The organism is Obesumbacterium proteus, assembly GCF_001586165.1.
Lineage (GTDB): Bacteria > Pseudomonadota > Gammaproteobacteria > Enterobacterales > Enterobacteriaceae > Hafnia > Hafnia protea.
The window spans coordinates 511,494-538,344 of record NZ_CP014608.1; the positions used below are offsets into that span (position 1 = coordinate 511,494).

Sequence of the window (26,851 nt, forward strand, 5' to 3'; positions counted from 1 at the left end):
GAGCCTGTGAAAACCGGCGTATAACAAGCTTAGAAAGCATTAAAAAAATCAACAAGCTAAGCTATGAAATAAAGCTGGTCAACGCTCCAAGAAGTCGATAAAACAAAACAATCCTTGTTATGAATGGGACTATTATGACGCAATCTAGCCAATTGGCCGAACGTATTTCGCGACTAAGCCATGCTTTGGAAAACGGACTTTACGAACGACAAGAAGCCATTCGGCTCTGTTTACTGGCCGCCCTATGCGGTGAAAGCGTATTTTTACTCGGCCCCCCAGGGATTGCAAAAAGCCTTATTGCTCGCCGTTTAAAATTTGCATTTCGTCATGCGCGCGCCTTTGAATATCTTATGACCCGCTTCTCCACCCCAGAAGAGGTCTTCGGCCCTTTATCCATTCAGGCGCTGAAAGACGAAGGGCGTTACCTGCGCTTAACTCATGGTTATTTGCCCGAAGCTGAAATTGTTTTCTTGGATGAAATTTGGAAAGCGGGCCCCGCTATCCTGAATACGCTTCTGACTGCCATTAACGAGCGCCGTTTTAGAAATGGGGACAGCGAAGAAGCCATTCCAATGCGCCTGTTAGTCACTGCATCGAATGAGTTACCAGAGTCAGACAGCAGCTTAGAAGCGCTCTATGACCGTATGCTCATTCGTTTATGGCTAGATAAGGTGCAAGAGAAGCAGAACTTCCGTGCCTTAATCACCAGCAACCAAGATGAGAACGCAAACCCAGTCCCTGAGGCATTGAGCATTTCAGACGAAGAGTTTCATGCCTGGCAGCCACAGATCGGCAAAGTAGCGCTCTCGACCCACTGCTTTGAGCTCATCTATCAGCTGCGCCAACGAATCAATATCTTAGACGATGCCCCCTACATTTCTGACCGTCGTTGGAAAAAGGCGCTGCGTCTTCTGCAAGCCTGTGCTTTCTTTAGCGGCCGCACCGAACTGGCCCCGCTTGACCTGATTTTGCTGAAAGACTGTCTATGGCATGATTTCGCCTCTCGCCAGATGCTTAATCAGCAGATTCAACAAATGTTGACCGATCAGGCTTATCAACAACAAAGCCTGCTGCTACAGCTACAGCAAACGGAAGCGAGCTGGCTTCAGTCTCAACAAGAACAAAGCCAGCAACAGGCCATGACGCTACCGGTGAAAACGGGTCTGTTTAACCGTAAACAGGCGCACTCTCTGCCGGATGATTTCCCCGTCGGTAAAGTCACCTTAATGCTGTTCAAGCCGTTAAAAATTCATGATATGCAGGTGACCCATATCGTCACCGACTCTGGCGATCTCTCGCGCTGGTTGCAAAAAGGCGGAGAATTCCGCGCCAAGCTTAACGGCATCGGTTTTGCTTTGCCGATTGATATCACCCTCGACGATAAGCACCAACTACAAATACGAGATGTTAGCTATCAAACCACCATGCTTTCGTTGCCGGGTAAAAAGAATGGGGATATTCCTGCCGATATTCAGGAGAAAATCCAACAGATCGAAAATACGCTGAGCGAACAGCGACGCCTTTTTGCCTCTCACCAGCCTTGCCTATTCGTAAGCAGCGATTGGCTTGCCCAGATTGAAGCGAGTCTGGCAGGCATTGATGAAAAGCTACGCACGCTGAAAGCGACACTGAAAGGCGGGTAAAATGCCAACTCTTGAAGCAGTTGAAGCCTTTTTGGTCGTGAATGAAAACGAACTGATGCAGGATTTTCTCATTGGTTTGATGGCTGCCCCACAGCTGGCGGTTTTCTTTGAGAAATTCCCACGCTTACGTTCGATCCTTGAAGGCGAGATCCCAAGCTGGCGCAATCGGCTGGAAAGGAGGATCAAAGAAACCTCCGTACCGGAGGATCTCGCACATGAGTTCACGCTTTATCAGCATCAGTTAGGGCTTCAGAGCACTGATTTCTTTCAGCAACTCTCTGAAACACTGGCCATATTACGTCAGCATGAATCGCCTTTTATCTATGAGGCTGAATCACTTTGCCCCGATGGTGCCACGCCGCGCAGCATTAGCTTTCAAACGCTATTCTTGCAACGTTGGCGATTAAGCCTGATCGCCCGAACCCTAACGCTTCATCATCAGGTCTTAGATGAAGAGCGAGAACTGTTACAAGCTGAGTTGCAACAGCGTATGCAAATCAGCGGGGCGCTGGAACCGGTGTTAGTCGATAACGAAAACGCGGCCGGCAAGCTTTGGGACTTAAGCAAGGGAGAGTTACACCACGGCGATTATCAGCTTATGGTGCAATACGGCGATTTCTTAGCTCAGCAGCCTGAATTGAAAAAACTGGCAGAGCAGCTCGGTCGCAGCCGCGCATCAACCGCTGAAGATAAGCAAAGCACCGAGCAAGAAGTGGCTCGCGTTATGGTACGTGAGCCCGCCATCATGCCCGAAGAAGTCAGCGGAATTCACCAAAGCGACGATATTTTGCGTCTTCTACCGACAGAACTCTCGATGTTAGGAATGGAAGAGCTGGAATTTGAGTTCTATCGTCGATTGCTGGAGAAACGCCTACTCAGCTATCGCCTGCAAGGCGACGTTTGGCGTGAACAAGAATTTCAGCGCCCGATCACCTATCAAAAAACCCATCAACAACCGCGCGGTCCTTTTATCGTCTGCGTGGATACATCGGGTTCAATGGGTGGGTTTAACGAACAGTGTGCCAAAGCCTTCTGTTTGGCGCTGCTGCGGGTGGCGCTTGCCGACAATCGTCGTTGCTACATCATGCTGTTTTCCAGCAGCGTGGTGCAGTATGAACTTACCGCAGACTCAGGCATCGATCAGGCCATTCGATTTTTATCACAGCGCTTTCGTGGCGGCACTGATTTAGCCCAATGTTTATCGTACACCGTGGCGATGATGAAACAATCGGCGTGGAAGCAGGCTGATGCCGTAGTGATCTCTGATTTTATCGCGCAACGACTGCCAGAGGATATGGTGAAACAGGTTCGCCAGCTGCAACAAAACAATAGCCACTGTTTTCACGCAGTGGCTATGTCTGAGCACGGAAAACCCGGCATTATGAAGATCTTTGATCATATCTGGCGCTTTAACACCGGGATCAAAGGGCGCCTATTAAGGCGCTGGAAACGTTAATGCTTAGAGAAGTGAGTCAATTTGGTCGCGAACTTCTGGCGACCAAACACCGCACTGTACCTGACCGATGTGCTGCTGTTTAAGCATCAGCATCACCAAGCGAGACTGGCCAATACCGCCGCCGATAGTCTGTGGCATTTCACCGCGAACCAGCGACTGATGCCATTCTAGCTTCATACGCTCTTCGTCGTCGGTCAGTGCCAGCTGGCGCTTCAGCGTCTCCGCGTCAACACGGATGCCCATAGAAGAAAGCTCGAACGCATCTTCTAACACAGGGTTCCACACCACGATATCACCGTTCAAACCCGCAAATCCTTCTTCACCAATCGACGTCCAGTCATCATAGTCTGGAGCGCGAACATCGTGCGCTTTACCGTGCGAAAGCTTTCCGCCGATACCAATCAAGAATACCGCTCCTAATTCTTTCGCAATGGCACGTTCACGGCCTTTTGCATCCAGATCAGGGAAACGGCGCAGCAGCGTTTCACTGTGGATAAAGTGGATCTCTTCTGGCAAAGAAGGTTCGATACCAAATTCAGCGGCAACTTCCGCTTCAGTCGCCTTCATTGCGGCGTAAATCTTACGGACGGTTTCTTTTAAGAACTCAGGAGTACGCTGGCCATCGCCCATAACGCGTTCCCAATCCCACTGGTCAACGAAAACCGAGTGAATTGGCGTCAGACGGTCTTCATCTGGGCGCAGCGCTTTCATGTGAGTGTATAAGCCTTCACCTGGGCCAAAGTCATGCATACCCAAGGTTTTGCGTTTCCACTTAGCCAAAGAGTGCACAACCTCAAAAGTATCTTGCGGCAACGTCTTCACTTTTACCTGTACCGCTTTTTCGCTGCCAGACAGGTTATCCTGAGTGCCATCACCTAAGCGGCTCAGAATAGGCGCTTGAACTTCAATTAAACCAAGCTGTTTTTCCAGCTGGCGAGAGAAGGAAGATTTCACGAAGCTGATTTGTTGTTGTTTTTGTATAAATTGTTTTTTCATTGCCGTTCTCACATTAACCTGTCTTTGTTAAAACAGATTAAGCAACAGAATGGCACCAAGATTCAATATCCAACAATAAATATTGCCTTTTAGGTTTTATTCCATCATTTTTAACCCGTTAAAAATAACTAATCGCTAAAAAAGAGGTGATAAATTGGCAGAAATTTACCAGATCGATAATCTCGATCGCGGCATTCTTAACGCTTTAATGGAAAATGCACGCACGCCATACGCTGAATTAGCCAAAGTATTCAACGTGAGTCCGGGCACCATTCATGTTCGCGTAGAGAAAATGAAGCAGGCGGGAATTATTACCGGAGCCTGTATACAGGTGAGTCCAAAGAAGCTGGGTTATGATGTTTGCTGCTTTATAGGCATCATTTTGAAAAGTGCCAAAGACTATCCATCGGCATTAGCACGGCTGGAGAGTTTAGAAGAAGTGGTTGAAGCTTATTACACCACGGGGCACTACAGCATCTTTATTAAAGTCATGACACGATCAATTGATGCGCTCCAGCACGTACTTATCAACAAGATCCAGACCATTGACGAGATCCAATCTACCGAAACGCTGATCTCCTTGCAGAATCCCATCATGCGCGATATTACGCCCTAAGTTATTTTCTTTCATACCCACATTATCCACAGGTAGATCCCAGCCCTTTCCCGGCGTACAATAGCCGCCTTTATAAAGGTTGGGATCATTATGGCTGATATTACTCTCATCAGTGGCAGTACCTTAGGTAGCGCCGAATATGTTGCTGAGCATCTGGCTGAAAAGCTGGAAGAGCAGGGCTATTCCACAGAGATACTGCATGGCCCAGAACTCGATGAAGTTCCCTTGCAAGGTATTTGGCTGGTGGTGACATCAACGCATGGTGCCGGTGAGCTTCCCGATAACCTCCAACCTTTATTCGAACAGATTGAAACTCAGCAGCCGGATCTTACTCAGGTTCGTTTTGGCGCGATTGGTCTAGGTAGCAGTGAATACGATACCTTCTGTGGAGGGATCAAAACTGTCGATCGTATTTTGATCGCGTTTGGTGCCCAACGGATCGGCGATATGCTGGAGATCGACATTACCAAACACGACATTCCAGAGGATCCCGCTGAGATTTGGCTCACGAAATGGGTCAAAGTTATCAATTAAGCGTACAAATTGTGCGATCGGTATGTGGATAAGTAGGCTTAAAAGGGTCTGATAACCGGTAGTTATCCCAAGAACAACCGGAGTACGTTTTTCAGCCTGTGTATAAAGTGCCATTTAGATCCCAGCTTATACGGAATGGGATCACCGATCATCCACAACCAATGATCCTTGATAGGATATTGATCTTAATATCGAAATTAGGCTTATCCACAGAGGATCGCGATCCTAGTAGTAAGATCTAATAAAGAGATCCTTAAATAAAAAGATCTTTTTAATACTTAGTGATTCTCCTACCCGTTTGACCTTCCTCTAAACTTGAGTAGAATCCCCACCCCAAGGCAAAAACGATCGTTCATAGCCTTCCGGTCTTCGCGAGGTGCAGTACCATGTTCTATCCAGATATCTTTGACGTCATCATTATCGGTGGTGGCCATGCAGGCACAGAAGCTGCAATGGCGTCCGCTAGAATGGGGCGACAAACTTTATTATTAACGCATAACATTGATACGCTTGGACAAATGTCTTGTAACCCGGCGATCGGTGGTATCGGAAAGGGACATCTGGTTAAAGAAGTCGATGCGTTAGGCGGCTTAATGGCAACCGCAATTGACCACGGCGGCATTCAGTTTAGGATACTAAACAGCAGCAAAGGCCCAGCCGTTAGAGCCACTCGCGCTCAGGCTGACCGTGTTCTGTATCGCCAAGCAGTACGCACCGCGTTGGAAAACCAACCCAATCTGATGATCTTCCAGCAAGCGGTTGAAGATCTGATTGTCGAGAACGATCGTGTTGTTGGTGCTGTAACCCAAATGGGTCTGAAATTCCGCGCCAAAGCCGTTGTATTGACCGTTGGAACTTTCCTCGATGGCAAGATCCATATTGGTCTGGAAAATTACAGCGGTGGTCGTGCTGGCGATCCTCCTGCGATCGCGCTGTCTCGTCGTCTGCGCGAATTGCCACTGCGCGTTAACCGTTTAAAAACGGGTACACCACCGCGTATTGATGCCAGAACTATCGATTTCAGCGTATTAGCTCCACAGTATGGTGATAATCCATCTCCGGTATTCTCGTTTATGGGTAATGCTTCTCAGCACCCAGAACAAATGCCGTGCTACATCACGCATACCAACGAACGAACTCATGACGTGATCCGTAATAATTTGGATCGTAGCCCGATGTATGCGGGGATCATCGAAGGGATCGGACCACGGTATTGCCCATCGATCGAAGACAAAGTGATGCGCTTTGCCGATCGTAATGCTCATCAGATCTTCCTTGAGCCTGAAGGGCTAACCAGCAACGAAATTTATCCAAACGGCATCTCAACCAGTTTGCCATTTGACGTTCAGATGCAAATCGTTCGTTCAATGGAAGGCATGGAAAACGCGCGAATTGTTCGTCCTGGCTATGCCATTGAGTATGATTTCTTCGATCCACGTGATTTGAAACCAACGCTGGAAAGCAAACATATCCAAGGTTTGTTCTTCGCTGGGCAGATCAACGGTACAACCGGTTATGAAGAGGCTGCCGCTCAGGGGCTATTGGCGGGTCTGAATGCGGGACGCTTTGCTAACGAAGATGAAGGCTGGTCACCGCGTCGCGATCAGGCCTATCTTGGTGTGCTGGTGGACGACCTGTGTACTTTGGGTACCAAAGAACCGTATCGCATGTTTACTTCTCGTGCGGAATATCGCTTGATGCTGCGTGAAGACAACGCCGATTTACGTTTAACCGCTATCGGTCGCGAACTTGGCTTAGTTGATGATGTGCGTTGGGCGCACTTCAACCAGAAGCTTGAAAATATTGAGCGCGAACGTCAGCGCCTGCGTGACATTTGGGTTCATCCAAACTCTGAGCATGTTGCTCCGTTGAATGAAATCCTAAAAGCGCCTCTTTCCCGTGAAGCGAATGGTGAAGATCTGCTGCGTCGCCCTGAGATCGATTATGCCAAACTGACAAAGCTTGCTCAGTTTGCGCCAGGCTTGGAAGACGAAAAAGCGTCTGAGCAGGTCGAGATCCAAGTGAAATACGAAGGCTATATTGCTCGTCAGCAGGAAGAGATTGAAAAACACCTGCGAAACGAAAATACGCTGCTACCCGCTGATTTGGATTATTCGCTGGTTTCTGGGCTGTCGAATGAAGTCATTGCGAAGCTTAACGATCACAAGCCAAGCTCAATTGGTCAGGCATCACGTATTTCTGGAATAACGCCTGCTGCCATCTCAATTTTGCTGATTTGGCTGAAAAAGCAGGGCCTACTGCGACGTAGCGCTTAAATCTGTCTAAAACCGCACCAAACAGTGCGGTTTTTTTATTGCTATGCTTCACTCTGTTCCGATTTAACTGCATCATACTGGGCTGGGCCTTTTAAGGCTGATGCCCATGTTTGACCGAGGATTCTTCAGTGCAAAAACAACTCGATACTCTGCTAGCTAAAGCTGGAATTTCGCTAACCGATCAGCAAAAACAACAGCTATTAGGGTATGTTGGTTTGTTGGATAAGTGGAATAAGGCTTATAACCTGACTTCTGTCCGCGATCCTAAAGAGATGTTAGTACGCCATATTCTCGACAGCATCGTGGTTAACCCTTTCCTGAAAGGCGACCGCTTTATTGATGTTGGGACTGGTCCTGGGCTTCCAGGGATCCCGCTGGCTATCGTCCGTCCTGAGTCTCATTTCACACTTCTTGATAGCTTGGGTAAACGCGTGCGTTTTCTACGTCAGGTGCAGCATGAGCTGAAGCTGACTAATATCGAGCCGGTACAAAGCCGAGTTGAAGAATTCCCCGCAGAGCCACCGTTTGATGGCGTCATTAGCCGTGCATTTGCCTCACTTCAGGATATGATTTCTTGGTGTCACCATTTGCCAAAGGCAGAAACTGGCCGCTTTTATGCGTTGAAAGGGGTTCGTCCTGATGACGAACTGGCGCAGTTACCTTCGGGGATTGAGCTGGTATCTGTTGAACGGTTACATGTGCCTACTCTTGATGGTGAAAGGCATTTGGTTATTCTTAAGGCAAACTAATTTTGTCTTTTGTCAAAAAAAGTTAAAAAAGTTACGGTTGAGAACTAATCATTGAATAGCTAAACCATTAGCTTGATAGGTTTCTTTTTTTTACTTTTATTTCACAAATAGCGCTATTAAACGACGATGCTCTTATCGTTTGCACGGTCTGTTTAGCAAACGAATTAATTAAATGCGCTATTTCTAGTTGGATTAAAGGTAGAAATAAACAATTAAAGATGTCTGGTTTGTCAATAATATGTTTATTTCTGGTTTGTGAAATGAAGCCTAAAGTTTTAATTTTTAACTTTATGATTTTAAATAAATTAAAGCGCTCATTTAGTTAAAACAGAGCAAAGACCACATGGTATATAAGACTTCTCTGTTTTTACTTTTGTGATCTGTGATCGCTCATATATTGTAACGGTGGAATTGTCGGACAAAGCAATGAGATATGGTATTCTGACAATTCTTAGTGATTGTCGTGAAAAGGTGAAAGTATTTAATTTATTATTCACTTTTTCGCTACTTATCCATTGAATTTGTTGGTATGCACCGTATAATTTGCTCGTTTTTCTAGCTTGACTCGGCTTCGTAAAGGAAGTTTTATTACGTCACTCAATCAGCATACCCCTAGAGGGGTACGGAGAGAGCAAACGTCATGTCTGTAACGCTTTATAGCGGCAAGGCAGCGCGAAAATTACTGGCTCTGCAGTTACTGACTTTTGTTCTGTTCGGCATCGGCTTTTCAGCTAAAGAGATAAGCTGGGGTTTTTCAGCCGTTCTCGGTGGCTTGTCAGCGTGGTTGCCTAGCGTCGTTTTCATGCTGTTTGCTTTGCGTCATCAAGCTCATACTCCAGCAGGAGGCCGAGTTGCATGGTCTTTTGCTATTGGTGAGGCGTTAAAGGTCGTCAGCACGATTGTTCTTATGATCGTGTCACTGGGGTGGTTTAAGGCGGCGTTATTCCCGCTTGGCCTGACTTATATCGCTGTGTTGGTTGTTCAGATCGTGGCACCAGCAATAATAGGTCGTAATAGCTGACCTGTTGTAAAACGGCCTTAAATTAAAACAGTTACCGTACTTAACTACTTAAAGGGTAAGAGGCATCATGTCTGCAGGAGAAATCTCTACGCCACAAGAGTATATCGGTCACCATCTGACACAGCTTCAGATCGGGACGGGATTCTGGTCGATCAACATTGACTCAATGTTTTTCTCCGTTGTCCTCGGCCTACTCTTCTTGGTTATCTTCCGCAAAGTGGCTAAAAACGCGACTAGCGGTGTTCCGGGTAAATTACAGTGTGCGGTTGAACTGGTTGTCGGCTTCGTCGATAGCAGCGTGCGCGACATGTATCACGGTAAAAGCAAGGTTATTGCCCCTCTGGCTCTGACCGTGTTTGTTTGGGTTTTCCTGATGAACCTGATGGACTTGCTGCCAATCGATTTCTTGCCTTACATTGGCGAGCATATCCTTGGTTTACCAGCGCTACGTGTTGTTCCAACGGCTGACGTAAACATTACGTTGTCGATGGCGCTGGGCGTATTTATCCTGATTCTGTTCTACAGCATTAAGATGAAAGGCGTCGGTGGGTTCGTTAAAGAACTGACCATGCAGCCGTTCAATCATCCTGTATTTATTCCAATCAACCTTATTCTGGAAGGCGTCAGCCTGTTGTCTAAGCCAGTTTCACTGGGTTTGCGACTGTTCGGTAACATGTATGCCGGCGAGCTGATTTTCATCCTGATTGCCGGTCTGTTGCCGTGGTGGTCACAGTGGGTGCTCAATGTTCCATGGGCTATTTTCCACATCCTGATTATTACGCTGCAAGCCTTTATCTTCATGGTTCTGACGATCGTCTATCTCTCGATGGCGTCTGAAGAGCACTGATATTTTTAATAACACTACTGCGTTTAAACTGAAAGAAACTGGAGACTGTCATGGAAAACCTGAGTATGGATCTGCTGTACATGGCTGCCGCTGTGATGATGGGTTTAGCGGCAATCGGTGCTGCGATCGGTATCGGCATCCTGGGTGGTAAATTCCTGGAAGGCGCTGCACGCCAACCTGACCTGATTCCTCTGCTGCGTACACAGTTCTTTATCGTTATGGGTCTGGTGGATGCTATCCCGATGATCGCTGTTGGTCTGGGTCTGTACGTCATGTTTGCTGTCGCGTAAAAGAGCCTTGGCTCTTCTACCGTAAAGAAACACATACCAATTAACTATTTAAGAGGCATTGTGCTGTGAATCTTAACGCAACAATCCTCGGCCAGGCCATCGCGTTCATTTTGTTCGTATGGTTCTGCATGAAGTATGTATGGCCTCCAATTATGGATGCCATCGAGAAGCGTCAAAAAGAAATTGCTGACGGCCTCTCAAGTGCAGAACGTGCGAAGAAAGATTTGGACTTAGCTCAAGCCAATGCGACCGACCAGCTGAAAAAAGCTAAAGCCGACGCTCAGGTGATTATTGAACAAGCGAACAAACGCAAAGCTCAAATCATCGACGAAGCTAAAGTAGAAGCTGAGCAGGAACGTAACAAAATCGTGGCGCAGGCGCAGGCTGAAATCGACGCAGAACGTAAACGCGCTCGTGAAGAGCTGCGTAAGCAAGTTGCTACGTTGGCTATTGCTGGTGCCGAGAAAATTATCGAACGTTCCGTGGATGAAGCTGCTAACAGCGACATCGTTGATAAACTGGTCGCTGAACTGTAAGGAGGGAGGGGCTGATGTCTGAATTTATCACGGTAGCTCGCCCCTACGCCAAAGCAGCTTTTGACTTTGCCGTTGAGCACCAGAACGTAGATCGTTGGCAGCAAATGCTAGCGTTCTGCGCTGAGGTGACCCGCAACGAGAACGTGGCTGAAATGCTTTCTGGTGCATTAGCACCGGAAACATTATCAAACCTGTTCATTGAATTGTGTGGTGATCAGCTCGATGAATCCGGCCAGAACTTTATTAAAGTGATGGCTGAGAACGGACGTTTATTAGTTCTTCCTGAGGTGTTGCAGCAATTTAATACGCTGCGCGATGCGCTGGAGGCCACGGTTGACGTGGAAGTTACTTCAGCAGCAACTTTAAGCGATGAGCAGCTGAATAAAATCAGTGCCGCGATGGAAAAACGTCTGTCACGTAAAGTGAAGCTGAATTGCAAAATTGATAAGTCTGTCATGGCTGGCGTGGTTATTCGCGCTGGCGACCTAGTGATCGACGGCAGTATTCGCAGTCGTCTGGAACGCTTGGCAGACGTCTTGCAGTCTTAAGGGGACTGGAGCATGCAACTGAATTCCACCGAAATCAGCGAACTGATCAAGCAGCGCATTGCTCAGTTCAATGTGGTGAGCGAAGCTCACAACGAAGGTACTATTGTGTCCGTGAGCGACGGTATTATCCGTGTTCATGGTCTGGCGGATGTTATGCAGGGCGAGATGATCGCGCTGCCAGGCAACCGCTACGCTATCGCACTGAACCTAGAGCGCGACTCTGTTGGTGCGGTAGTTATGGGTCCATACGCTGACTTAGCCGAAGGCATGAAAGTTAAGTGTACTGGCCGTATTCTGGAAGTACCGGTTGGTCGTGGCCTGTTGGGTCGCGTGGTTAACACCTTGGGTGAACCTATCGATGGTAAAGGTCCTGTAGACAACGACGGCTTCTCTGCCGTTGAAGCTATCGCACCGGGCGTTATCGAACGTCAATCCGTTGATCAGCCTGTACAGACTGGTTATAAGTCCGTTGATGCCATGATCCCAATCGGTCGTGGTCAGCGTGAACTGGTGATCGGTGACCGTCAGACCGGTAAAACCGCTCTGGCCGTTGACGCCATCATTAACCAGCGTGATTCCGGCATCAAATGTATTTATGTCGCTATCGGTCAGAAAGCTTCGACTATCGCAAACGTGGTTCGCAAACTGGAAGAGCACGGCGCATTGGCTAACACCATTGTTGTTGTTGCATCTGCTTCTGAGTCTGCTGCGCTGCAATACCTGGCTCCGTATGCCGGTTGTGCGATGGGCGAATACTTCCGTGACCGTGGTGAAGACTCGCTTATCATTTATGATGACCTGTCTAAACAAGCGGTTGCTTACCGTCAGATTTCCCTGCTGCTTCGTCGTCCACCAGGTCGTGAAGCATTCCCAGGCGACGTCTTCTATCTCCACTCCCGTTTGCTGGAACGTGCTGCGCGTGTTAACGCCGATTACGTTGAAGCTTTCACTAAGGGTGAAGTAAAAGGCGCTACCGGTTCACTGACGGCTCTGCCGATCATTGAAACTCAAGCGGGTGACGTTTCTGCGTTCGTTCCGACCAACGTAATTTCGATTACCGATGGTCAGATCTTCTTAGAATCTAACCTGTTTAACGCCGGTATTCGTCCTGCGGTAAACCCGGGTATCTCTGTATCCCGTGTTGGTGGTGCTGCTCAGACCAAGATCATGAAAAAACTGTCCGGTGGTATTCGTACCGCGCTGGCACAGTATCGTGAACTGGCTGCGTTCTCTCAGTTCGCATCCGATCTGGATGATGCAACCCGTAAACAGCTGAACCACGGTCAGAAAGTGACCGAGTTACTGAAACAGAAACAGTATGCACCGATGTCGGTTGCAGAACAGTCTCTGGTTCTGTTTGCAGCTGAACGTGGCTATCTGGAAGACGTTGAACTGGCTAAGATCGGCAGCTTTGAAGCTGCTCTGATGGCTTACGTTGAACGTGAGCACGCTGACCTGATGCAACAAATCAACCAAACTGGTGCTTACAATGACGAGATCGAGGGCAAGCTGAAAGGCATCCTCGATACCTTCAAGGCAACCCAGTCCTGGTAATACCGTTACGGCCTGATGGTTTTCGTTAAAGAATGCTGTCGGGCCGTAAGGTCTTGAGGAGAAGCAGAGATGGCCGGCGCAAAAGAGATACGTAGTAAGATCGCAAGCGTCCAAAACACGCAAAAGATCACTAAAGCGATGGAAATGGTCGCCGCCTCCAAAATGCGTAAAACGCAGGATCGCATGGCGGCCAGCCGTCCTTATGCAGAAACCATGCGCAAAGTGATTGGTCACCTTGCCCTTGGTAATCTGGAATATAAACACCCGTACCTGGAAGAGCGCGACGTTAAGCGCGTTGGGTATCTGGTGGTTTCTACCGACCGTGGTCTGTGTGGTGGCTTGAACATTAACCTGTTCAAAAAACTGCTGACGGATATGAAAAGCTGGAACGAAAAAAGCGTTGAAGTTGATCTCGCGCTGATTGGTTCCAAAGCAGCATCTTTCTTTGGTTCTGTGGGCGGTAATATCGTTGCACAGGTAACCGGTATGGGTGATCACCCTTCCCTATCTGAATTGATTGGGCCGGTAAAAGTGATGTTGCAGGCTTATGATGAAGGGCGTCTGGACAAACTGTATGTGGTGAGCAATAAGTTCATCAATACCATGTCTCAAGAACCTCAGATCCTTCAGCTGTTGCCGCTGCCACCGTCTGATGATAGCGAGTTGAAGAAGAAATCATGGGATTACCTGTACGAACCCGATCCTAAGGCGCTGCTGGATACCTTGCTGCGTCGTTATGTGGAGTCTCAGGTTTATCAGGGCGTCGTGGAAAACCTGGCCAGTGAGCAGGCCGCTCGAATGGTTGCGATGAAAGCCGCAACTGATAACGGCGGTAGCCTGATCAAAGAGCTGCAGTTGGTATACAACAAAGCTCGTCAGGCCAGCATTACCCAAGAGCTCACCGAGATCGTCGGTGGAGCCTCCGCGGTTTAAGCTAGGTTTTACGAATTACGTAGAGGATTCAAGATGGCTACTGGAAAGATTATCCAGGTTATCGGCGCTGTGGTGGACGTCGAGTTCCCGCAAGATGCCGTGCCTAAAGTGTATAACGCACTTGAGGTGAAAGGCGGTGCCACTAAACTGGTACTGGAAGTTCAGCAGCAGCTAGGCGGCGGCGTTGTACGCTGTATCGCTATGGGTACTTCTGACGGTCTGCGTCGCGGACTGGACGTTGTTGACCTGGAGCACCCGATTGAAGTCCCAGTAGGTAAAGCGACCTTAGGCCGCATTATGAACGTACTGGGTGAGCCAATTGATATGAAGGGTGATATCGGCGAAGAAGATCGCTGGGCTATTCACCGTGAAGCTCCAAGCTACGAAGAACTGTCTAACTCGCAAGAACTGCTGGAAACCGGTATCAAGGTAATGGACTTGATTTGTCCGTTCGCTAAGGGCGGTAAAGTCGGTCTGTTCGGTGGTGCGGGTGTTGGTAAAACAGTAAACATGATGGAGCTGATCCGTAACATCGCGATCGAGCACTCAGGTTACTCTGTATTTGCCGGCGTGGGTGAACGTACTCGTGAGGGTAACGACTTCTACCACGAAATGACCGACTCCAACGTATTGGACAAAGTATCACTGGTTTATGGCCAGATGAACGAGCCACCAGGAAACCGTCTGCGCGTTGCGCTGACCGGTCTGACTATGGCTGAGAAGTTCCGTGACGAAGGTCGTGACGTACTGCTGTTCATCGATAACATCTACCGTTATACCTTGGCCGGTACCGAAGTATCTGCACTGCTGGGTCGTATGCCTTCTGCGGTAGGTTATCAGCCAACGCTGGCGGAAGAGATGGGTGTTCTGCAAGAACGTATCACCTCTACCAAAACGGGTTCAATCACCTCTGTTCAGGCCGTTTACGTACCTGCGGATGACTTGACTGACCCATCACCAGCAACCACCTTTGCTCACTTGGACGCAACCGTGGTACTGAGCCGTCAGATCGCTTCTCTGGGTATCTACCCAGCCGTTGACCCGCTGGATTCCACCAGCCGTCAGCTGGATCCACTGGTTGTGGGTCAGGAACACTACGACGTGGCACGTGGCGTGCAGTCTATTCTGCAACGTTATCAGGAACTGAAAGATATCATCGCGATTCTGGGTATGGACGAACTGTCCGAAGACGACAAACTGGTCGTTGCTCGTGCGCGTAAAATCCAACGTTTCCTGTCACAGCCATTCTTCGTTGCTGAAGTCTTTACCGGTTCTCCGGGCAAGTTCGTCTCGCTGAAAGATACCATTCGTGGTTTCAAAGGCATTCTGGATGGTGATTACGATCATCTGCCAGAGCAGGCGTTCTACATGGTTGGCACCATTGAAGAAGCAGTGGAAAAAGCCAAGAAACTGTAACGCCTTGAGAGGAGGTTGATATGGCTATGACTTACCATCTGGACGTTGTCAGCGCAGAACAGAAAATGTTTTCTGGGCTGGTACAGAAAATCCAGGTGACAGGTAGTGAAGGTGAGCTAGGGGTTTTCCCTGGTCACGCCCCGCTGCTTACTGCCATTAAGCCTGGCATGGTGCGTATTGTTAAACAGCATGGTGAAGAAGAGTTCATCTACCTGTCCGGCGGTATCCTTGAGGTACAGCCGAGCTCGGTAACCGTGTTGGCAGATACCGCCATTCGTGGTCAAGACCTCGACGAGGCGCGAGCGATGGAATCTAAGCGTAAAGCGGAAGAACACATCAATAACTCGCACGGCGATGTTGACTATGCTCAGGCATCAGCGGAATTGTCCAAAGCGATCGCGAAACTTCGCGTTATCGAATTGACCAAGAAAGCGATGTAAGCAGACTCCAAATAAAAAGCGGCTGAAAGGCCGCTTTTTTTATTCTGAAAATAAGACTTTCCCCAGAGCAAATCTCGCCTAAACGTTGTGCAATTAACCTATTATTTGTCTCTGTTCGCAGACATATTTTCCCATTCTGCCCGCTGTTATTTATTATGTGTCTATTCCGCAGCCAGCGCGGCTTGCGAAAGTTTTGTGCTGAGAAATATGTAGTAATTCTGTTACCAAACAGGTTTACTTTGCCCATCAATTTGAATGAATCAGGTTGCTTATGTCTAACAGTTCTTTAAGCGTTGTTATTCTTGCCGCAGGCAAGGGTACTCGTATGTATTCCGATCTTCCTAAAGTGCTTCATCCTCTGGCTGGAAAGCCAATGGTTCAGCATGTCATCGATACGGCTTTAAAGTTAGGCGCACAGAACGTGCATCTGGTTTATGGCCATGGTGGGGATCTGTTAAAAGAAAAACTGTCAGACCAGCCGCTGAACTGGGTATTACAGGCCGAACAGCTGGGTACCGGGCATGCGATGCAACAAGCGGCGCCACATTTTTCTGATGATGAAGATGTGTTGATGCTGTATGGCGATGTGCCTCTTATTTCCGGTGAAACGCTGCAACGCTTGTTAGCCGCTAAGCCGCAAGGCGGTATTGGTTTGCTGACCGTTAAGCTTGCGGATCCTACTGGCTATGGCCGAATCGTGCGTGAAAACGACAACGTTGTGGGCATTGTTGAACACAAAGATGCTACGGCAGAGCAGCATAAAATCAATGAAATCAACACCGGCATTCTGGTTGCCAGCGGTCGCGATCTAAAACGTTGGTTAGGCAAACTTAACAACAATAATGCGCAGGGTGAATATTACATCACTGACATTATTGCCTTGGCGCATCAGGAAGGACACCGTATTGAAGCTGTTCATCCTGACCGTTTGAGTGAGGTTGAGGGCGTTAATAACCGTCTGCAACTGTCAGCGTTAGAGCGTGAATATCAATCTGAACAGGCGCAGAAATTGTTGTTAGCTGGCGTGATGCTGCTTGATCCTGCTCGTTTCGATCTGCGCGGTGAACTGATCCATGGCCGTGATATCTCCATTGATACTAACGTGATTATCGAAGGTACCGTTAAGCTAGGCGATCGCGTGCGCATCGGTACTGGCTGTGTGCTGAAAGACTGCGTTATCGGTGATGATTGCGAAATTAGCCCTTATACCGTGATTGAGAACTCTACTTTAGCGACGGAATGCACCGTTGGGCCATTCGCTCGTTTGCGTCCAGGCGCTGATTTAGCTGAGAAAGCACATGTCGGCAACTTCGTTGAAATTAAGAAAGCACGCTTGGGTAAAGGCTCTAAAGCTGGGCACCTTTCCTATTTAGGCGATGCGGAGATTGGCGACAACGTGAACATTGGTGCGGGTACGATCACCTGTAACTACGATGGCGCCAATAAATTCAAGACGATTATCGGCGACGATGTGTTTGTGGGTTCTGATACTCAGCTGGTGGCCCCAGTCACCATTGGCAACGGTGTCACGATTGCGGCGGGCACAACCGTAACGAAAAACGTGGCGGAAAAAGAGCTAGTCTTAAGTCGCGTTAAGCAAACACATATCCAAGGCTGGAAACGTCCGGTAAAGAAATAGTTGCTAAATAAGATAGGTTATCCCCGTTAAACACGGTTGATGATTACAACGGTAATCTATTTTGCACTGTGCCTTGTTTACCAAGGCGCAGAACAAAATAAGCAGTAAAAAATAATATCCCCACAGGGGAATCGCCCCAATCTCTACAGGCTCGGGGCACCAAATCAGATCGTAAGGACATCGACAGAGCAGTAAACAAAATGCTGTTCTTGTTATAGGAATCAAACACTATGTGTGGAATTGTTGGCGCAGTTGCGCAGCGTGATATTGCAGAAATCCTGTTAGAAGGTCTGCGTCGTTTAGAATACCGTGGTTATGATTCTGCGGGTCTGGCGGTCGTTGATCATCAGGGGCATATGCAGCGTATCCGCCGCGTCGGAAAGGTACAGGCTCTCAGTGATGCCGTAGCGGAAAGCCCAATGACCGGTGGAACCGGTATTGCGCATACTCGCTGGGCAACACACGGTGAACCCACCGAACATAATGCGCACCCGCATGTTTCTGAACATATTGCCGTGGTACACAACGGTATTATCGAAAACTACGAATCCCTGCGTGCGTTGCTGATTGAGCGTGGCTATCACTTTACGTCTGAAACTGATACCGAAGTGATCGCGCATCTCACCCATTGGGAGCAGCAACAGGCTGGCGGTTCGCTATTAGAAGTTGTTCAACGCGTTATCCCACAGCTGCGCGGTGCTTACGGTACCGTCGTGATGGATGCTCGTCATCCAGATGTACTGGTCACCGCCCGCTCAGGCAGCCCGCTGGTGATTGGTTGCGGAATGGGCGAAAACTTTATTGCCTCCGATCAGCTGGCACTGCTGCCTGTGACCCGCCGCTTTATCTTCTTGGAAGAGGGCGATATTGCTGAAGTGACTCGCCGCACGGTGAAGATCTTTGATAAAGAAGGCAATGCCGTTGAACGCGCAGAAATTGAATCCAACGTGCAATATGACGCGGGTGACAAAGGCGCATATCGCCACTACATGCAAAAAGAGATCTACGAGCAGCCGCTAGCCATCAAAAATACCCTTGAAGGGCGTTTTAGCCACGGTAAAGTGGATCTGAGCGAACTCGGTGAGAAAGCCGATACGCTGCTGGCGAAGGTTGAGCACATCCAGATTATCGCCTGTGGGACTTCATACCACTCGGGTATGGTGGCGCGCTATTGGTTTGAATCTCTGGCCGGTGTGCCTTGTGACGTGGAGATTGCTTCTGAATTCCGCTATCGCAAGTCTGCGGTACGTAAAAACAGCCTGATCATTACGTTATCTCAGTCGGGTGAAACGGCGGATACGCTAGCGGCTTTACGTTTGTCCAAAGAGATTGGCTATTTAGGCTCGTTGGCTATCTGTAACGTAGCCAGCTCGTCGCTGGTGCGTGAATCTGATTTGGCTCTGATGACCAAAGCAGGAACGGAAATCGGTGTCGCATCTACCAAAGCGTTTACCACTCAGTTAACCGTGTTGCTGATGCTGGTGGCGCGTATTGGCCGCCTGCATGCGATGCCTGAGCAGATTGAGCACGATATCGTTCACGCCTTGCAAGCACTGCCTGCGCGTATTGAGCAGATGTTATCGATGGATCAAGGTATTGAAGAACTGGCCGAAGATTTCATGGATAAACAGCATGCCCTGTTCCTTGGACGTGGCGATCAGTATCCCATCGCAATGGAAGGTGCTCTGAAGCTTAAAGAGATCTCCTATATCCATGCAGAAGCCTATGCGGCTGGTGAACTCAAACACGGGCCACTGGCGCTGATTGATGCCGATATGCCGGTGGTTGTGATTGCGCCAAACAACGAACTGTTGGAAAAATTGAAATCCAATATTGAAGAAGTTCGCGCGCGCGGCGGTTTGCTGTATGTCTTTGCCGATAAGGACGCTGGTTTCACCGATAGCGAAGGTATGCGCATTATTTCTCTGCCGCACGTAGAAGAGGTGATTGCACCGATCTTCTATACCGTTCCGCTTCAGCTGCTTTCGTATCATGTGGCGCTCATCAAAGGTACTGATGTCGATCAGCCACGAAATCTGGCTAAATCGGTAACCGTTGAATAAACCCGTCTCGAAGCCCCGTTCGCGGGGCTTTTTCATTTTTCCCCGCCAACAAACATTTCATCTGTAATAAAACTGTCATATTCCATACATTTTACTGTAATCAAACTGCCTTATTTTCCCTCCTGCACCATACTTAAACTTGATTGTTCACACAGATGCTGATGAATAACACTCCCTGTGGAGGGAATATGAAGCCGATGCGTTCCTTGGTTGTCACTAAAAAAATGGTTACCCATAAGACTGTTGCTGCCATTGTTGCTGCAGCTTGCTCTCTGACTACAATGTCTGCATTCGCTGCGACCAGCCTGACCGGTGCCGGTGCGACTTTCCCCGCGCCTGTTTATGCTAAGTGGGCAGATACCTATCAGAAAGAAACCGGTAACAAAGTTAACTATCAAGGTATTGGTTCTTCCGGCGGCGTTAAGCAAATCATTGCTAACACCGTTGATTTCGGTGCATCTGATGCGCCTCTGACCGATGAAAAACTGGCCGCAGATGGCCTGTTCCAGTTCCCAACCGTTATCGGTGGTGTGGTGCTGGCGGTTAACATTCCGGGATTGAAATCTGGCGAACTGACGCTGGATGGCAAAACTCTGGGTGATATCTATCTGGGCAACATCAAAAAATGGAATGACCCAGCGATCACCAAATTAAACCCAGGTCTAAAACTACCAGATACCAATATTGCCGTGGTTCGCCGCGCTGATGGCTCTGGCACTTCTTATGTCTTCACCAACTATCTGGCGAAAGTAAACGCAGATTGGAAATCTAAAGTTGGTGCAGGTTCTACCGTTAACTGGCCAACCGGTTTGGGCGGCAAAGGTAACGACGGCGTTGCTGCGTTCATCCAGCGTCTGCCAGGCTCCATTGGCTACGTTGAGTATGCTTACGTTAAGCAAAGCAAACTGGCTTATACCAAGCTGATCTCCGCAGATGGTGATGCTGTTCTACCAACGGAAGAGAGCTTTAGCAACGCGGCTAAAGGTGCTGACTGGAGTAAATCCTTCGCGCAAGACCTGACCAACCAGAAAGGCGCTAATGCATGGCCTATCAGCTCCACTACCTTCATTCTGGTGCACAAAGATCAGCAGAAACCAGAGCAGGGTGCAGCGGTACTGAAATTCTTCGACTGGGCCTATAAAAATGGCGGCAAAGAAGCCAGCGCCTTGGACTATGCACCGTTGCCTAGCGCTGTCGTTGAGCAAATTCGTGCAGCATGGAAGACCAACGTAAAAGACAGTTCAGGTAAAGCGCTGTACTAATGTTTCATCCGCTTCCAGAGCCGATGCTTTGGAAGCGGAACTCTAGTTTAAGAAGAGAATCACATGGCTGATCATCCGTTATCTAAGCCTTCATTGCCCAAGAAAGAATCAAAAATAAAACCACCGAGCAAAAACGGTGACGTTATCTTTGGTGCTCTAGTCAAACTAGCAGCGCTGATTACCCTATTGTTGCTGGGCGGCATCATTGTTTCGCTGTTTATCGCGTCGCTGCCGAGCATTCAGAAGTTTGGCTTCGCCTTCCTGTGGTCCAAAGAGTGGGACGCACCAGCGGAGCAGTTTGGTGCGTTGGTGCCGATTTACGGCACGATCGTCACCTCTATTATCGCCTTAGTCATTGCCGTTCCTGTGAGCTTCGGGATCGCGTTGTTCCTGACTGAACTCGCGCCAAACTGGCTGCGCCGCCCGCTGGGTGTTGCGATTGAGCTGTTGGCCGCTATTCCGAGCATTGTTTATGGCATGTGGGGCCTGTTTGTTTTTGCTCCGCTGTTTGCCGAATATTTCCAAACGCCGGTGGGTGATGTGCTTTCCGGTATTCCAATTGTGGGGGATCTCTTTGCTGGCCCTGCGTTTGGTATCGGTATTTTGGCTGCCGGTGTGATTCTTGCCATCATGATCATTCCTTATATTGCCGCCGTAATGCGTGATGTTTTTGAGCAAACGCCGGTGATGATGAAGGAATCAGCCTACGGTATTGGCTGTACGACGTGGGAAGTGATGAGCCGCATCGTTCTTCCGTTCACCAAAAATGGGGTGATCGGCGGCATTATGCTGGGTTTAGGGCGCGCGCTGGGTGAAACCATGGCGGTGACTTTCGTCATTGGTAATACCTACCAGCTCGACAGCGCTTCGCTGTTTATGCCGGGGAACAGTATTACTTCTGCCTTGGCGAATGAGTTTGCCGAAGCTGAGTCAGGTCTGCATACGGCGGCGCTGATGGAGTTAGGCCTGATCCTGTTTGTTATCACGTTCATTGTGTTGGCATTGTCCAAGCTGATGATTTTACGTCTTGATAAGAATGAGGGACGTTAAGATGGCGATGATTGATATGAATGACGCACAGGCTTTAGCCAGTTCTCGCCGAAAAATGCAGGCATGGCGTCGTCAGAAAAACCGCATTGCGCTGTTTTTGTCGATGGTCACGATGGCCTTTGGTCTGTTCTGGCTGGTGTGGATTTTGTTTTCGACAATCACGAAAGGCATTGATGGCATGTCCATCGCGCTGTTCACCGAAATGACACCTCCGCCAAACAGTGAAGGCGGTGGTTTGGCTAACGCCATTGCCGGTTCTGGTTTGCTCATCCTGTGGGCTACGGTGATTGGTACACCGCTAGGAATTATGGCCGGCATCTATTTAGCCGAGTATGGCCGCAAAGGATGGTTGGCGAATTTTATCCGCTTTATTAATGACATCTTGCTCTCTGCGCCATCTATTGTGGTTGGGCTGTTTGTGTACACCATCGTGGTTGCCAAGATGCAGCACTTCTCTGGCTGGGCGGGTGTGATTGCGCTGGCGCTGTTGCAGATCCCTATCGTTATTCGTACCACTGAAAATATGCTGAAACTGGTGCCCGATAGCCTGCGTGAAGCGGCCTATGCGCTGGGAACACCAAAATGGAAGATGATTTCTGCCATCACGTTAAAAGCATCTGTGTCCGGCATCATTACCGGCGTGCTGTTAGCGATTGCGCGTATTGCCGGTGAAACCGCGCCGCTGCTGTTTACATCGCTCTCCAACCAGTTTTGGAGCACCGATATGTCGCAGCCGATTGCTAACCTCCCGGTCACCATATTTAAGTTTGCAATGAGCCCGTTCGCCGAGTGGCAAGAGCTGGCTTGGGCTGGGGTATTACTGATTACCCTATGTGTTCTGCTGCTGAACATTCTGGCGCGCGTCGTTTTTGCTCAGAAGAAGCGCTAAGAAAAAGCATTAATTATTGCAGGCGTTGCTTATCCCTAAGAAAAGCAGCGTCGTGAAAAAGAGAGATTAGAGATGAGTATTGTTACAGACACGACCAACAGCAAAATCCAGGTTCGCGATCTTAACTTCTACTACGGCAAGTTCCATGCGCTGAAGAATATTTCGCTGGATATCGAAAAGAACAAGGTGACGGCGTTTATCGGCCCGTCAGGCTGTGGTAAGTCCACATTGCTGCGTACCTTCAACAAAATGTTCCAGCTTTATCCTGAGCAGCGCGCAGAGGGGGAAATCCTGCTTGATGGGCACAATATCCTGACTGATAACTCAGATATCGCCCTGCTGCGTGCCAAAGTAGGCATGGTATTCCAAAAGCCAACGCCTTTCCCGATGTCGATTTACGATAACATCGCCTTTGGTGTGCGTTTGTTTGAAAAGCTGTCGCGTGCTGAGATGGATGAGCGCGTCCAGTGGGCATTAACCAAAGCGGCACTATGGAATGAATCAAAAGATAAGCTCCATCAGAGCGGCTACAGCCTGTCTGGTGGACAGCAGCAGCGTTTGTGTATTGCGCGTGGAATTGCTATTCGCCCTGAAGTGTTATTGCTCGATGAGCCTTGCTCCGCACTGGACCCGATTTCCACCAGCAAGATTGAAGAGCTGATCACCGAACTGAAAGAAGACTACACGGTGGTGATCGTAACGCATAACATGCAGCAGGCTGCGCGTTGTTCAGACCATACCGCGTTTATGTATCTGGGCGAACTGATTGAATTTAGCGATACTGACACCCTGTTTACCTCTCCGGCGCAGAAGCAAACGGAAGATTACATCACAGGCCGTTACGGCTGATTACGGGACTTATCATGGATAATTTAAACCTAAACAAACATATTTCCGGTCAGTTTAACGCCGAGCTGGAGCACATCCGCACTCAGGTGATGACCATGGGCGGGATGGTTGAGCAACAGCTTTCAGATGCGATTACCGCTATGCACAACCAAGACGGTGAGCTGGCTAAGCGCGTTATTGAAGGCGATAAAAAAGTTAACATGATGGAAGTGGCGATCGATGAGGCCTGTGTGAAGATCATCGCTAAGCGTCAGCCCACCGCCAGTGATTTACGTTTGGTTATGGCGATCATCAAAACGATCTCCGAGTTGGAGCGTATTGGTGACGTAGCCGATAAAATTTGCCGTACGGCGTTAGAGAAGTTCTCGCATCAGCATCAACCGCTGTTGGTTAGCCTAGAATCTCTGGGTCGCCATACCGTACAGATGCTGCATGACGTGCTGGATGCGTTCGCCCGTATGGATCTGGACGAAGCGGTGCGTATTTATCGTGAAGATAAAAAGGTCGATCAGGAATATGAAGGCATTGTGCGCCAGCTGATGACCTACATGATGGAAGACACGCGCACCATTCCAAGCGTTCTCACTGCGCTGTTCTGTGCGCGCTCCATTGAGCGTATTGGCGACCGCTGCCAGAATATCTGTGAGTTTATTTTCTACTTCGTTAAAGGGCAGGATTTCCGTCACCTTGGCGGTGATGAGTTGGATCAGCTGTTGGCGAAGGATGGGAATAAGCCGACGTGATGTAATGGAGTGTGCAGATCGTACATATAAATGCGGTATATGGTTTCGTTCGCCTGTCTATGCCGAATTGTTATGTCGGGTTACGTCCGCGTTGAAGCGTTGCATTGATATGTAATGTCAGCGTTCGCGTCCGTGTCGGAGGGCTCAATCGCCGCCCTCCGACGCCTCGGCTTGGCACCACCTCGACAGCCCGCTGCGCGGGTGCCCTCATTTCATCATTTCGGTTTTAACGGAACGAACGGCAATCGCCATCCTGGCTCCTCCGTTCTTTCGGCGACATCCCTGTCGCCGAATCCTAACCTACATGATTCACTCGGCTGCTCGGTAACGTGCCGGAAAAGGTCAATGTCAAAACCAAGTCTTCACTAATTGAAAAAACAAAAAGACAAAAACTTCTTTTGTCTTTTACGTGTTAGATGAAATGCATTTTAGAGCCGCCAGCAGGGATGCTGGTGGCAGGCCGAGGGCGTACAGGATGTACGCTCTGAGACCGGTCGGCTAAACGACGCGGTAAAAAGCGCGCGAGTTGAGAGTCCCCGCGCAACGGGACTCTCACCGGACGCCGACGTCAGTGGCTTCATGGAAGTACTCATGCTGGCTGGCGGACGAAACCTTTCACTGTTCTAACATAGACGGTTTCTTAACCAGACTAAAACCTCACCGCTTACAACAAATTCATCTATTCATATCCTCTAATAGTATTTCCAGTTCTATGTGGGTTAAGCGTAATTTAATCCTGTCGCTAAAAATAAAGCCGCAAAAACATACTTCTGGGCACAATACCTTTAGGAGCTTTTCCATGAAGCAACGCGTTCTCGTTCTGTCCTTGTTAGCCAGCCTTTCCGCTGTTTCTGGTTTGGCTCATGCCGATAAACTCGATGATATTCAAAAAGCTGGCGTTGTACGTATCGCCGTTTTTGATAGCAATCCACCGTTTGGTTATGTCGATCCACAAACTAAAAAGCTGGTGGGTTATGACGTAGACGTTGCCGATGCCATTGGTAAAGCGTTGGGCGTGAAAGTTGAACTGCGTGCTACCAACCCTGCTAACCGAATCCCACTGTTAGCGTCTAAAAAAGTCGATTTGATCGCTGCGAACTTCACCATTACGCCAGAGCGCGCCAAAGAGGTGAATTTCAGCGTGCCGTATTTCCGTACAGGACAAAAATTCATTGCCCACAAAGGCGTGTTGAAACAGCCTGACGATATCGCCAAGCTGCGTATCGGCGCTGATAAAGGCACCGTGCAGGAAATTACGCTACGCGATAAATACCCAACCGCTAAAGTGATTTCCTACGATGACACGCCTCTGGCGTTTGCCGCGCTGAGAAACGGCAACGTTCAGGCGATTACCCAAGACGATGCCAAATTGGTTGGGCTGCTAGCCAACGTACCAGAAGCAGCAAAAGCTGATTTTGAAATCTCACCTTTCAGCATCACCAAAGAGTATCAAGGCATTGGCTTGCCAAAAGGCGAAGATCGTCTGACGACTAAAGTGAATACCGTGTTGGAAGGTCTGGAGAAAGATGGTCAGGCCGAGAAGATTTACGATCGCTGGTTTGGCCCAGAAACAAAATCTGCCCAGCCACGTGGTGATTTTAAAATTGGCCCTGTTGATATCAGCAAGTCCTAATCAATTCTGAATAAGTGCGGCCGCGCTGCTGTGTCTAGGCGTGGTCGCATTCCCGTATGACTTGGAATAGCCGTTACCGAGGCGGTTATTCCAAGTGGTTTAGGAATATCGCGATCGGTGAGCATGATGAACGGACAATCTTTTTACGATGTAATTCTGGCACCGCAGTATCTGCATTGGCTGTGGTCTGGGTTTCTGATTACGCTGGTTATATCTGCGTGTACGGTCGTTCTTGCTACCTTGCTTGGCCTGATATTAGCGGCGTTGCGTGATAGTCCACAGCGTTGGCTGAGTTTGCCGGTTGTGGCCTACAGCTCGGTTTTTCGCAACACGCCGCTGCTGGTTCAGCTCTTTTTCTGGTACTTCGGCGCAGGACAACTTCTACCTTCCGTTGTGATGCAGTGGCTAAATACGCCGCATGAATGGGTGATAGGTGGATGGACTCTTGCATGGCCGTCGTTTGAGTTTTTGGCCGGTTTAGTTGGCCTAACGCTGTATTCCGCAGCGTTTATTTCTGAAGAGATCCGCGCAGGAATTCGCGGTGTGGCAAGTGGGCAAAAACAGGCCTCGCAGGCGCTAGGGCTAAGCCTTTGGCAGAGCATGCGTTATGTCGTACTGCCGCAGGCGGTGAAGATTGCTATGCCGCCGCTATTAGGGCAGTACATGAATATCATCAAGAACTCTTCGTTAACCATGGCCATCGGTGTGGCGGAGCTTTCGTATGCTTCACGGCAGGTAGAGACAGAAACGCTAAAAACATTCCAAGCGTTTGGCGTTGCGACCCTACTGTACGTATTAATTATTGCGCTGATGGAAGGTTGGGGCATGTGGTACCAGCAGCGTCGCCGGATGCAGGAGCGCTATTAGA

Annotated in this window: 25 protein-coding genes; 24 read left to right on the forward strand and 1 reads right to left on the reverse strand. The window is 48.9% G+C overall.

Annotation, left to right across the window (positions count from 1 at the left end; translation table 11 throughout):
• Positions 1 to 134 precede the first annotated feature (134 nt).
• Together ravA and viaA are read left to right on the forward strand one after the other, a co-directional pair.
• Positions 135 to 1,643, forward strand: coding sequence for an ATPase RavA (ravA, locus tag DSM2777_RS02505; protein WP_061553084.1), 1,509 nt, complete (start codon positions 135 to 137; stop codon positions 1,641 to 1,643).
• A gap of 1 nt (position 1,644) precedes the next feature.
• On the forward strand, positions 1,645 to 3,099 hold the full coding sequence (gene viaA, locus DSM2777_RS02510) for an ATPase RavA stimulator ViaA (protein WP_046459645.1): 1,455 nt from the start codon (positions 1,645 to 1,647) through the stop codon (positions 3,097 to 3,099).
• A gap of 3 nt (positions 3,100 to 3,102) precedes the next feature.
• Here viaA and asnA read toward each other — a convergent pair whose 3' ends face one another.
• Positions 3,103 to 4,095 carry an aspartate--ammonia ligase gene (gene asnA / locus DSM2777_RS02515; protein ID WP_061553085.1) on the reverse strand — a complete coding sequence of 331 codons (993 nt, stop codon included), beginning with the start codon at positions 4,093 to 4,095 and terminating at the stop codon, positions 3,103 to 3,105.
• A gap of 154 nt (positions 4,096 to 4,249) precedes the next feature.
• On the opposite strand from asnA, the gene asnC reads away from it, so the two are divergent.
• From asnC to DSM2777_RS02625, 22 genes are all read left to right on the forward strand, one after another.
• Entirely contained in the window at positions 4,250 to 4,711 is a 462-nt protein-coding gene (asnC, locus tag DSM2777_RS02520) for a transcriptional regulator AsnC (RefSeq protein ID WP_004093884.1), read from the forward strand.
• Positions 4,712 to 4,801: 90 nt separating this feature from the next.
• On the forward strand, positions 4,802 to 5,245 hold the full coding sequence (mioC, locus tag DSM2777_RS02525; RefSeq protein WP_046459646.1) for an FMN-binding protein MioC: 444 nt from the start codon (positions 4,802 to 4,804) through the stop codon (positions 5,243 to 5,245).
• 386 nt (positions 5,246 to 5,631) lie between these two features.
• Entirely contained in the window at positions 5,632 to 7,521 is a 1,890-nt protein-coding gene (gene mnmG, locus DSM2777_RS02530; RefSeq protein WP_043489948.1) for a tRNA uridine-5-carboxymethylaminomethyl(34) synthesis enzyme MnmG, read from the forward strand.
• Between the two features lie 128 nt (positions 7,522 to 7,649).
• Entirely contained in the window at positions 7,650 to 8,270 is a 621-nt protein-coding gene (rsmG, locus tag DSM2777_RS02535) for a 16S rRNA (guanine(527)-N(7))-methyltransferase RsmG (RefSeq protein WP_061553086.1), read from the forward strand.
• Between the two features lie 640 nt (positions 8,271 to 8,910).
• A complete protein-coding gene (atpI, locus tag DSM2777_RS02540) occupies positions 8,911 to 9,291 on the forward strand; it encodes a F0F1 ATP synthase subunit I (protein ID WP_025797404.1) in 381 nt (126 codons plus the stop codon).
• A gap of 67 nt (positions 9,292 to 9,358) precedes the next feature.
• Positions 9,359 to 10,138, forward strand: coding sequence for a F0F1 ATP synthase subunit A (gene atpB / locus DSM2777_RS02545; RefSeq protein WP_046459649.1), 780 nt, complete (start codon positions 9,359 to 9,361; stop codon positions 10,136 to 10,138).
• Positions 10,139 to 10,188: 50 nt separating this feature from the next.
• Positions 10,189 to 10,428, forward strand: coding sequence for a F0F1 ATP synthase subunit C (gene atpE, locus DSM2777_RS02550; RefSeq protein WP_004093904.1), 240 nt, complete (start codon positions 10,189 to 10,191; stop codon positions 10,426 to 10,428).
• A gap of 65 nt (positions 10,429 to 10,493) precedes the next feature.
• Positions 10,494 to 10,964 carry a F0F1 ATP synthase subunit B gene (gene atpF / locus DSM2777_RS02555; protein WP_004093905.1) on the forward strand — a complete coding sequence of 157 codons (471 nt, stop codon included), beginning with the start codon at positions 10,494 to 10,496 and terminating at the stop codon, positions 10,962 to 10,964.
• A gap of 14 nt (positions 10,965 to 10,978) precedes the next feature.
• A complete protein-coding gene (atpH, locus tag DSM2777_RS02560) occupies positions 10,979 to 11,512 on the forward strand; it encodes a F0F1 ATP synthase subunit delta (protein ID WP_025797389.1) in 534 nt (177 codons plus the stop codon).
• A gap of 12 nt (positions 11,513 to 11,524) precedes the next feature.
• Positions 11,525 to 13,066 carry a F0F1 ATP synthase subunit alpha gene (gene atpA, locus DSM2777_RS02565; protein ID WP_025797387.1) on the forward strand — a complete coding sequence of 514 codons (1,542 nt, stop codon included), beginning with the start codon at positions 11,525 to 11,527 and terminating at the stop codon, positions 13,064 to 13,066.
• 69 nt (positions 13,067 to 13,135) lie between these two features.
• On the forward strand, positions 13,136 to 13,999 hold the full coding sequence (gene atpG / locus DSM2777_RS02570; protein ID WP_025797385.1) for a F0F1 ATP synthase subunit gamma: 864 nt from the start codon (positions 13,136 to 13,138) through the stop codon (positions 13,997 to 13,999).
• A 33-nt stretch (positions 14,000 to 14,032) separates the two neighbouring features.
• Positions 14,033 to 15,415 (forward strand): F0F1 ATP synthase subunit beta, encoded by a 1,383-nt coding sequence (gene atpD, locus DSM2777_RS02575; protein WP_025797384.1) that lies wholly within the window; start codon positions 14,033 to 14,035, stop codon positions 15,413 to 15,415.
• Between the two features lie 20 nt (positions 15,416 to 15,435).
• Entirely contained in the window at positions 15,436 to 15,855 is a 420-nt protein-coding gene (locus tag DSM2777_RS02580) for a F0F1 ATP synthase subunit epsilon (RefSeq protein ID WP_004093913.1), read from the forward strand.
• Positions 15,856 to 16,126: 271 nt separating this feature from the next.
• Positions 16,127 to 17,494: a bifunctional UDP-N-acetylglucosamine diphosphorylase/glucosamine-1-phosphate N-acetyltransferase GlmU gene (gene glmU / locus DSM2777_RS02585; protein WP_061553087.1), complete on the forward strand. Its 1,368-nt coding sequence runs from the start codon at positions 16,127 to 16,129 to the stop codon at positions 17,492 to 17,494.
• A 230-nt stretch (positions 17,495 to 17,724) separates the two neighbouring features.
• Positions 17,725 to 19,557, forward strand: a complete 1,833-nt coding sequence (glmS, locus tag DSM2777_RS02590) for a glutamine--fructose-6-phosphate transaminase (isomerizing) (protein ID WP_046459651.1) — start codon at positions 17,725 to 17,727, stop codon at positions 19,555 to 19,557.
• A 224-nt stretch (positions 19,558 to 19,781) separates the two neighbouring features.
• On the forward strand, positions 19,782 to 20,819 hold the full coding sequence (gene pstS / locus DSM2777_RS02595) for a phosphate ABC transporter substrate-binding protein PstS (RefSeq protein ID WP_174521867.1): 1,038 nt from the start codon (positions 19,782 to 19,784) through the stop codon (positions 20,817 to 20,819).
• Positions 20,820 to 20,882: 63 nt separating this feature from the next.
• Positions 20,883 to 21,869: a phosphate ABC transporter permease PstC gene (gene pstC, locus DSM2777_RS02600; RefSeq protein ID WP_038501797.1), complete on the forward strand. Its 987-nt coding sequence runs from the start codon at positions 20,883 to 20,885 to the stop codon at positions 21,867 to 21,869.
• Position 21,870: 1 nt separating this feature from the next.
• A complete protein-coding gene (gene pstA / locus DSM2777_RS02605) occupies positions 21,871 to 22,758 on the forward strand; it encodes a phosphate ABC transporter permease PstA (RefSeq protein ID WP_061553088.1) in 888 nt (295 codons plus the stop codon).
• A gap of 72 nt (positions 22,759 to 22,830) precedes the next feature.
• The gene (pstB, locus tag DSM2777_RS02610) at positions 22,831 to 23,607 is read left to right on the forward strand and encodes a phosphate ABC transporter ATP-binding protein PstB (protein ID WP_025797376.1); all 777 of its coding nucleotides are present in this window, start codon (positions 22,831 to 22,833) and stop codon (positions 23,605 to 23,607) included.
• Between the two features lie 14 nt (positions 23,608 to 23,621).
• The gene (gene phoU / locus DSM2777_RS02615) at positions 23,622 to 24,350 is read left to right on the forward strand and encodes a phosphate signaling complex protein PhoU (protein ID WP_025797374.1); all 729 of its coding nucleotides are present in this window, start codon (positions 23,622 to 23,624) and stop codon (positions 24,348 to 24,350) included.
• Positions 24,351 to 25,149: 799 nt separating this feature from the next.
• Positions 25,150 to 25,983 carry an ABC transporter substrate-binding protein gene (locus DSM2777_RS02620; RefSeq protein WP_025797372.1) on the forward strand — a complete coding sequence of 278 codons (834 nt, stop codon included), beginning with the start codon at positions 25,150 to 25,152 and terminating at the stop codon, positions 25,981 to 25,983.
• 126 nt (positions 25,984 to 26,109) lie between these two features.
• On the forward strand, positions 26,110 to 26,850 hold the full coding sequence (locus tag DSM2777_RS02625) for an amino acid ABC transporter permease (protein WP_061555311.1): 741 nt from the start codon (positions 26,110 to 26,112) through the stop codon (positions 26,848 to 26,850).
• Position 26,851: the final 1 nt, after the last annotated feature.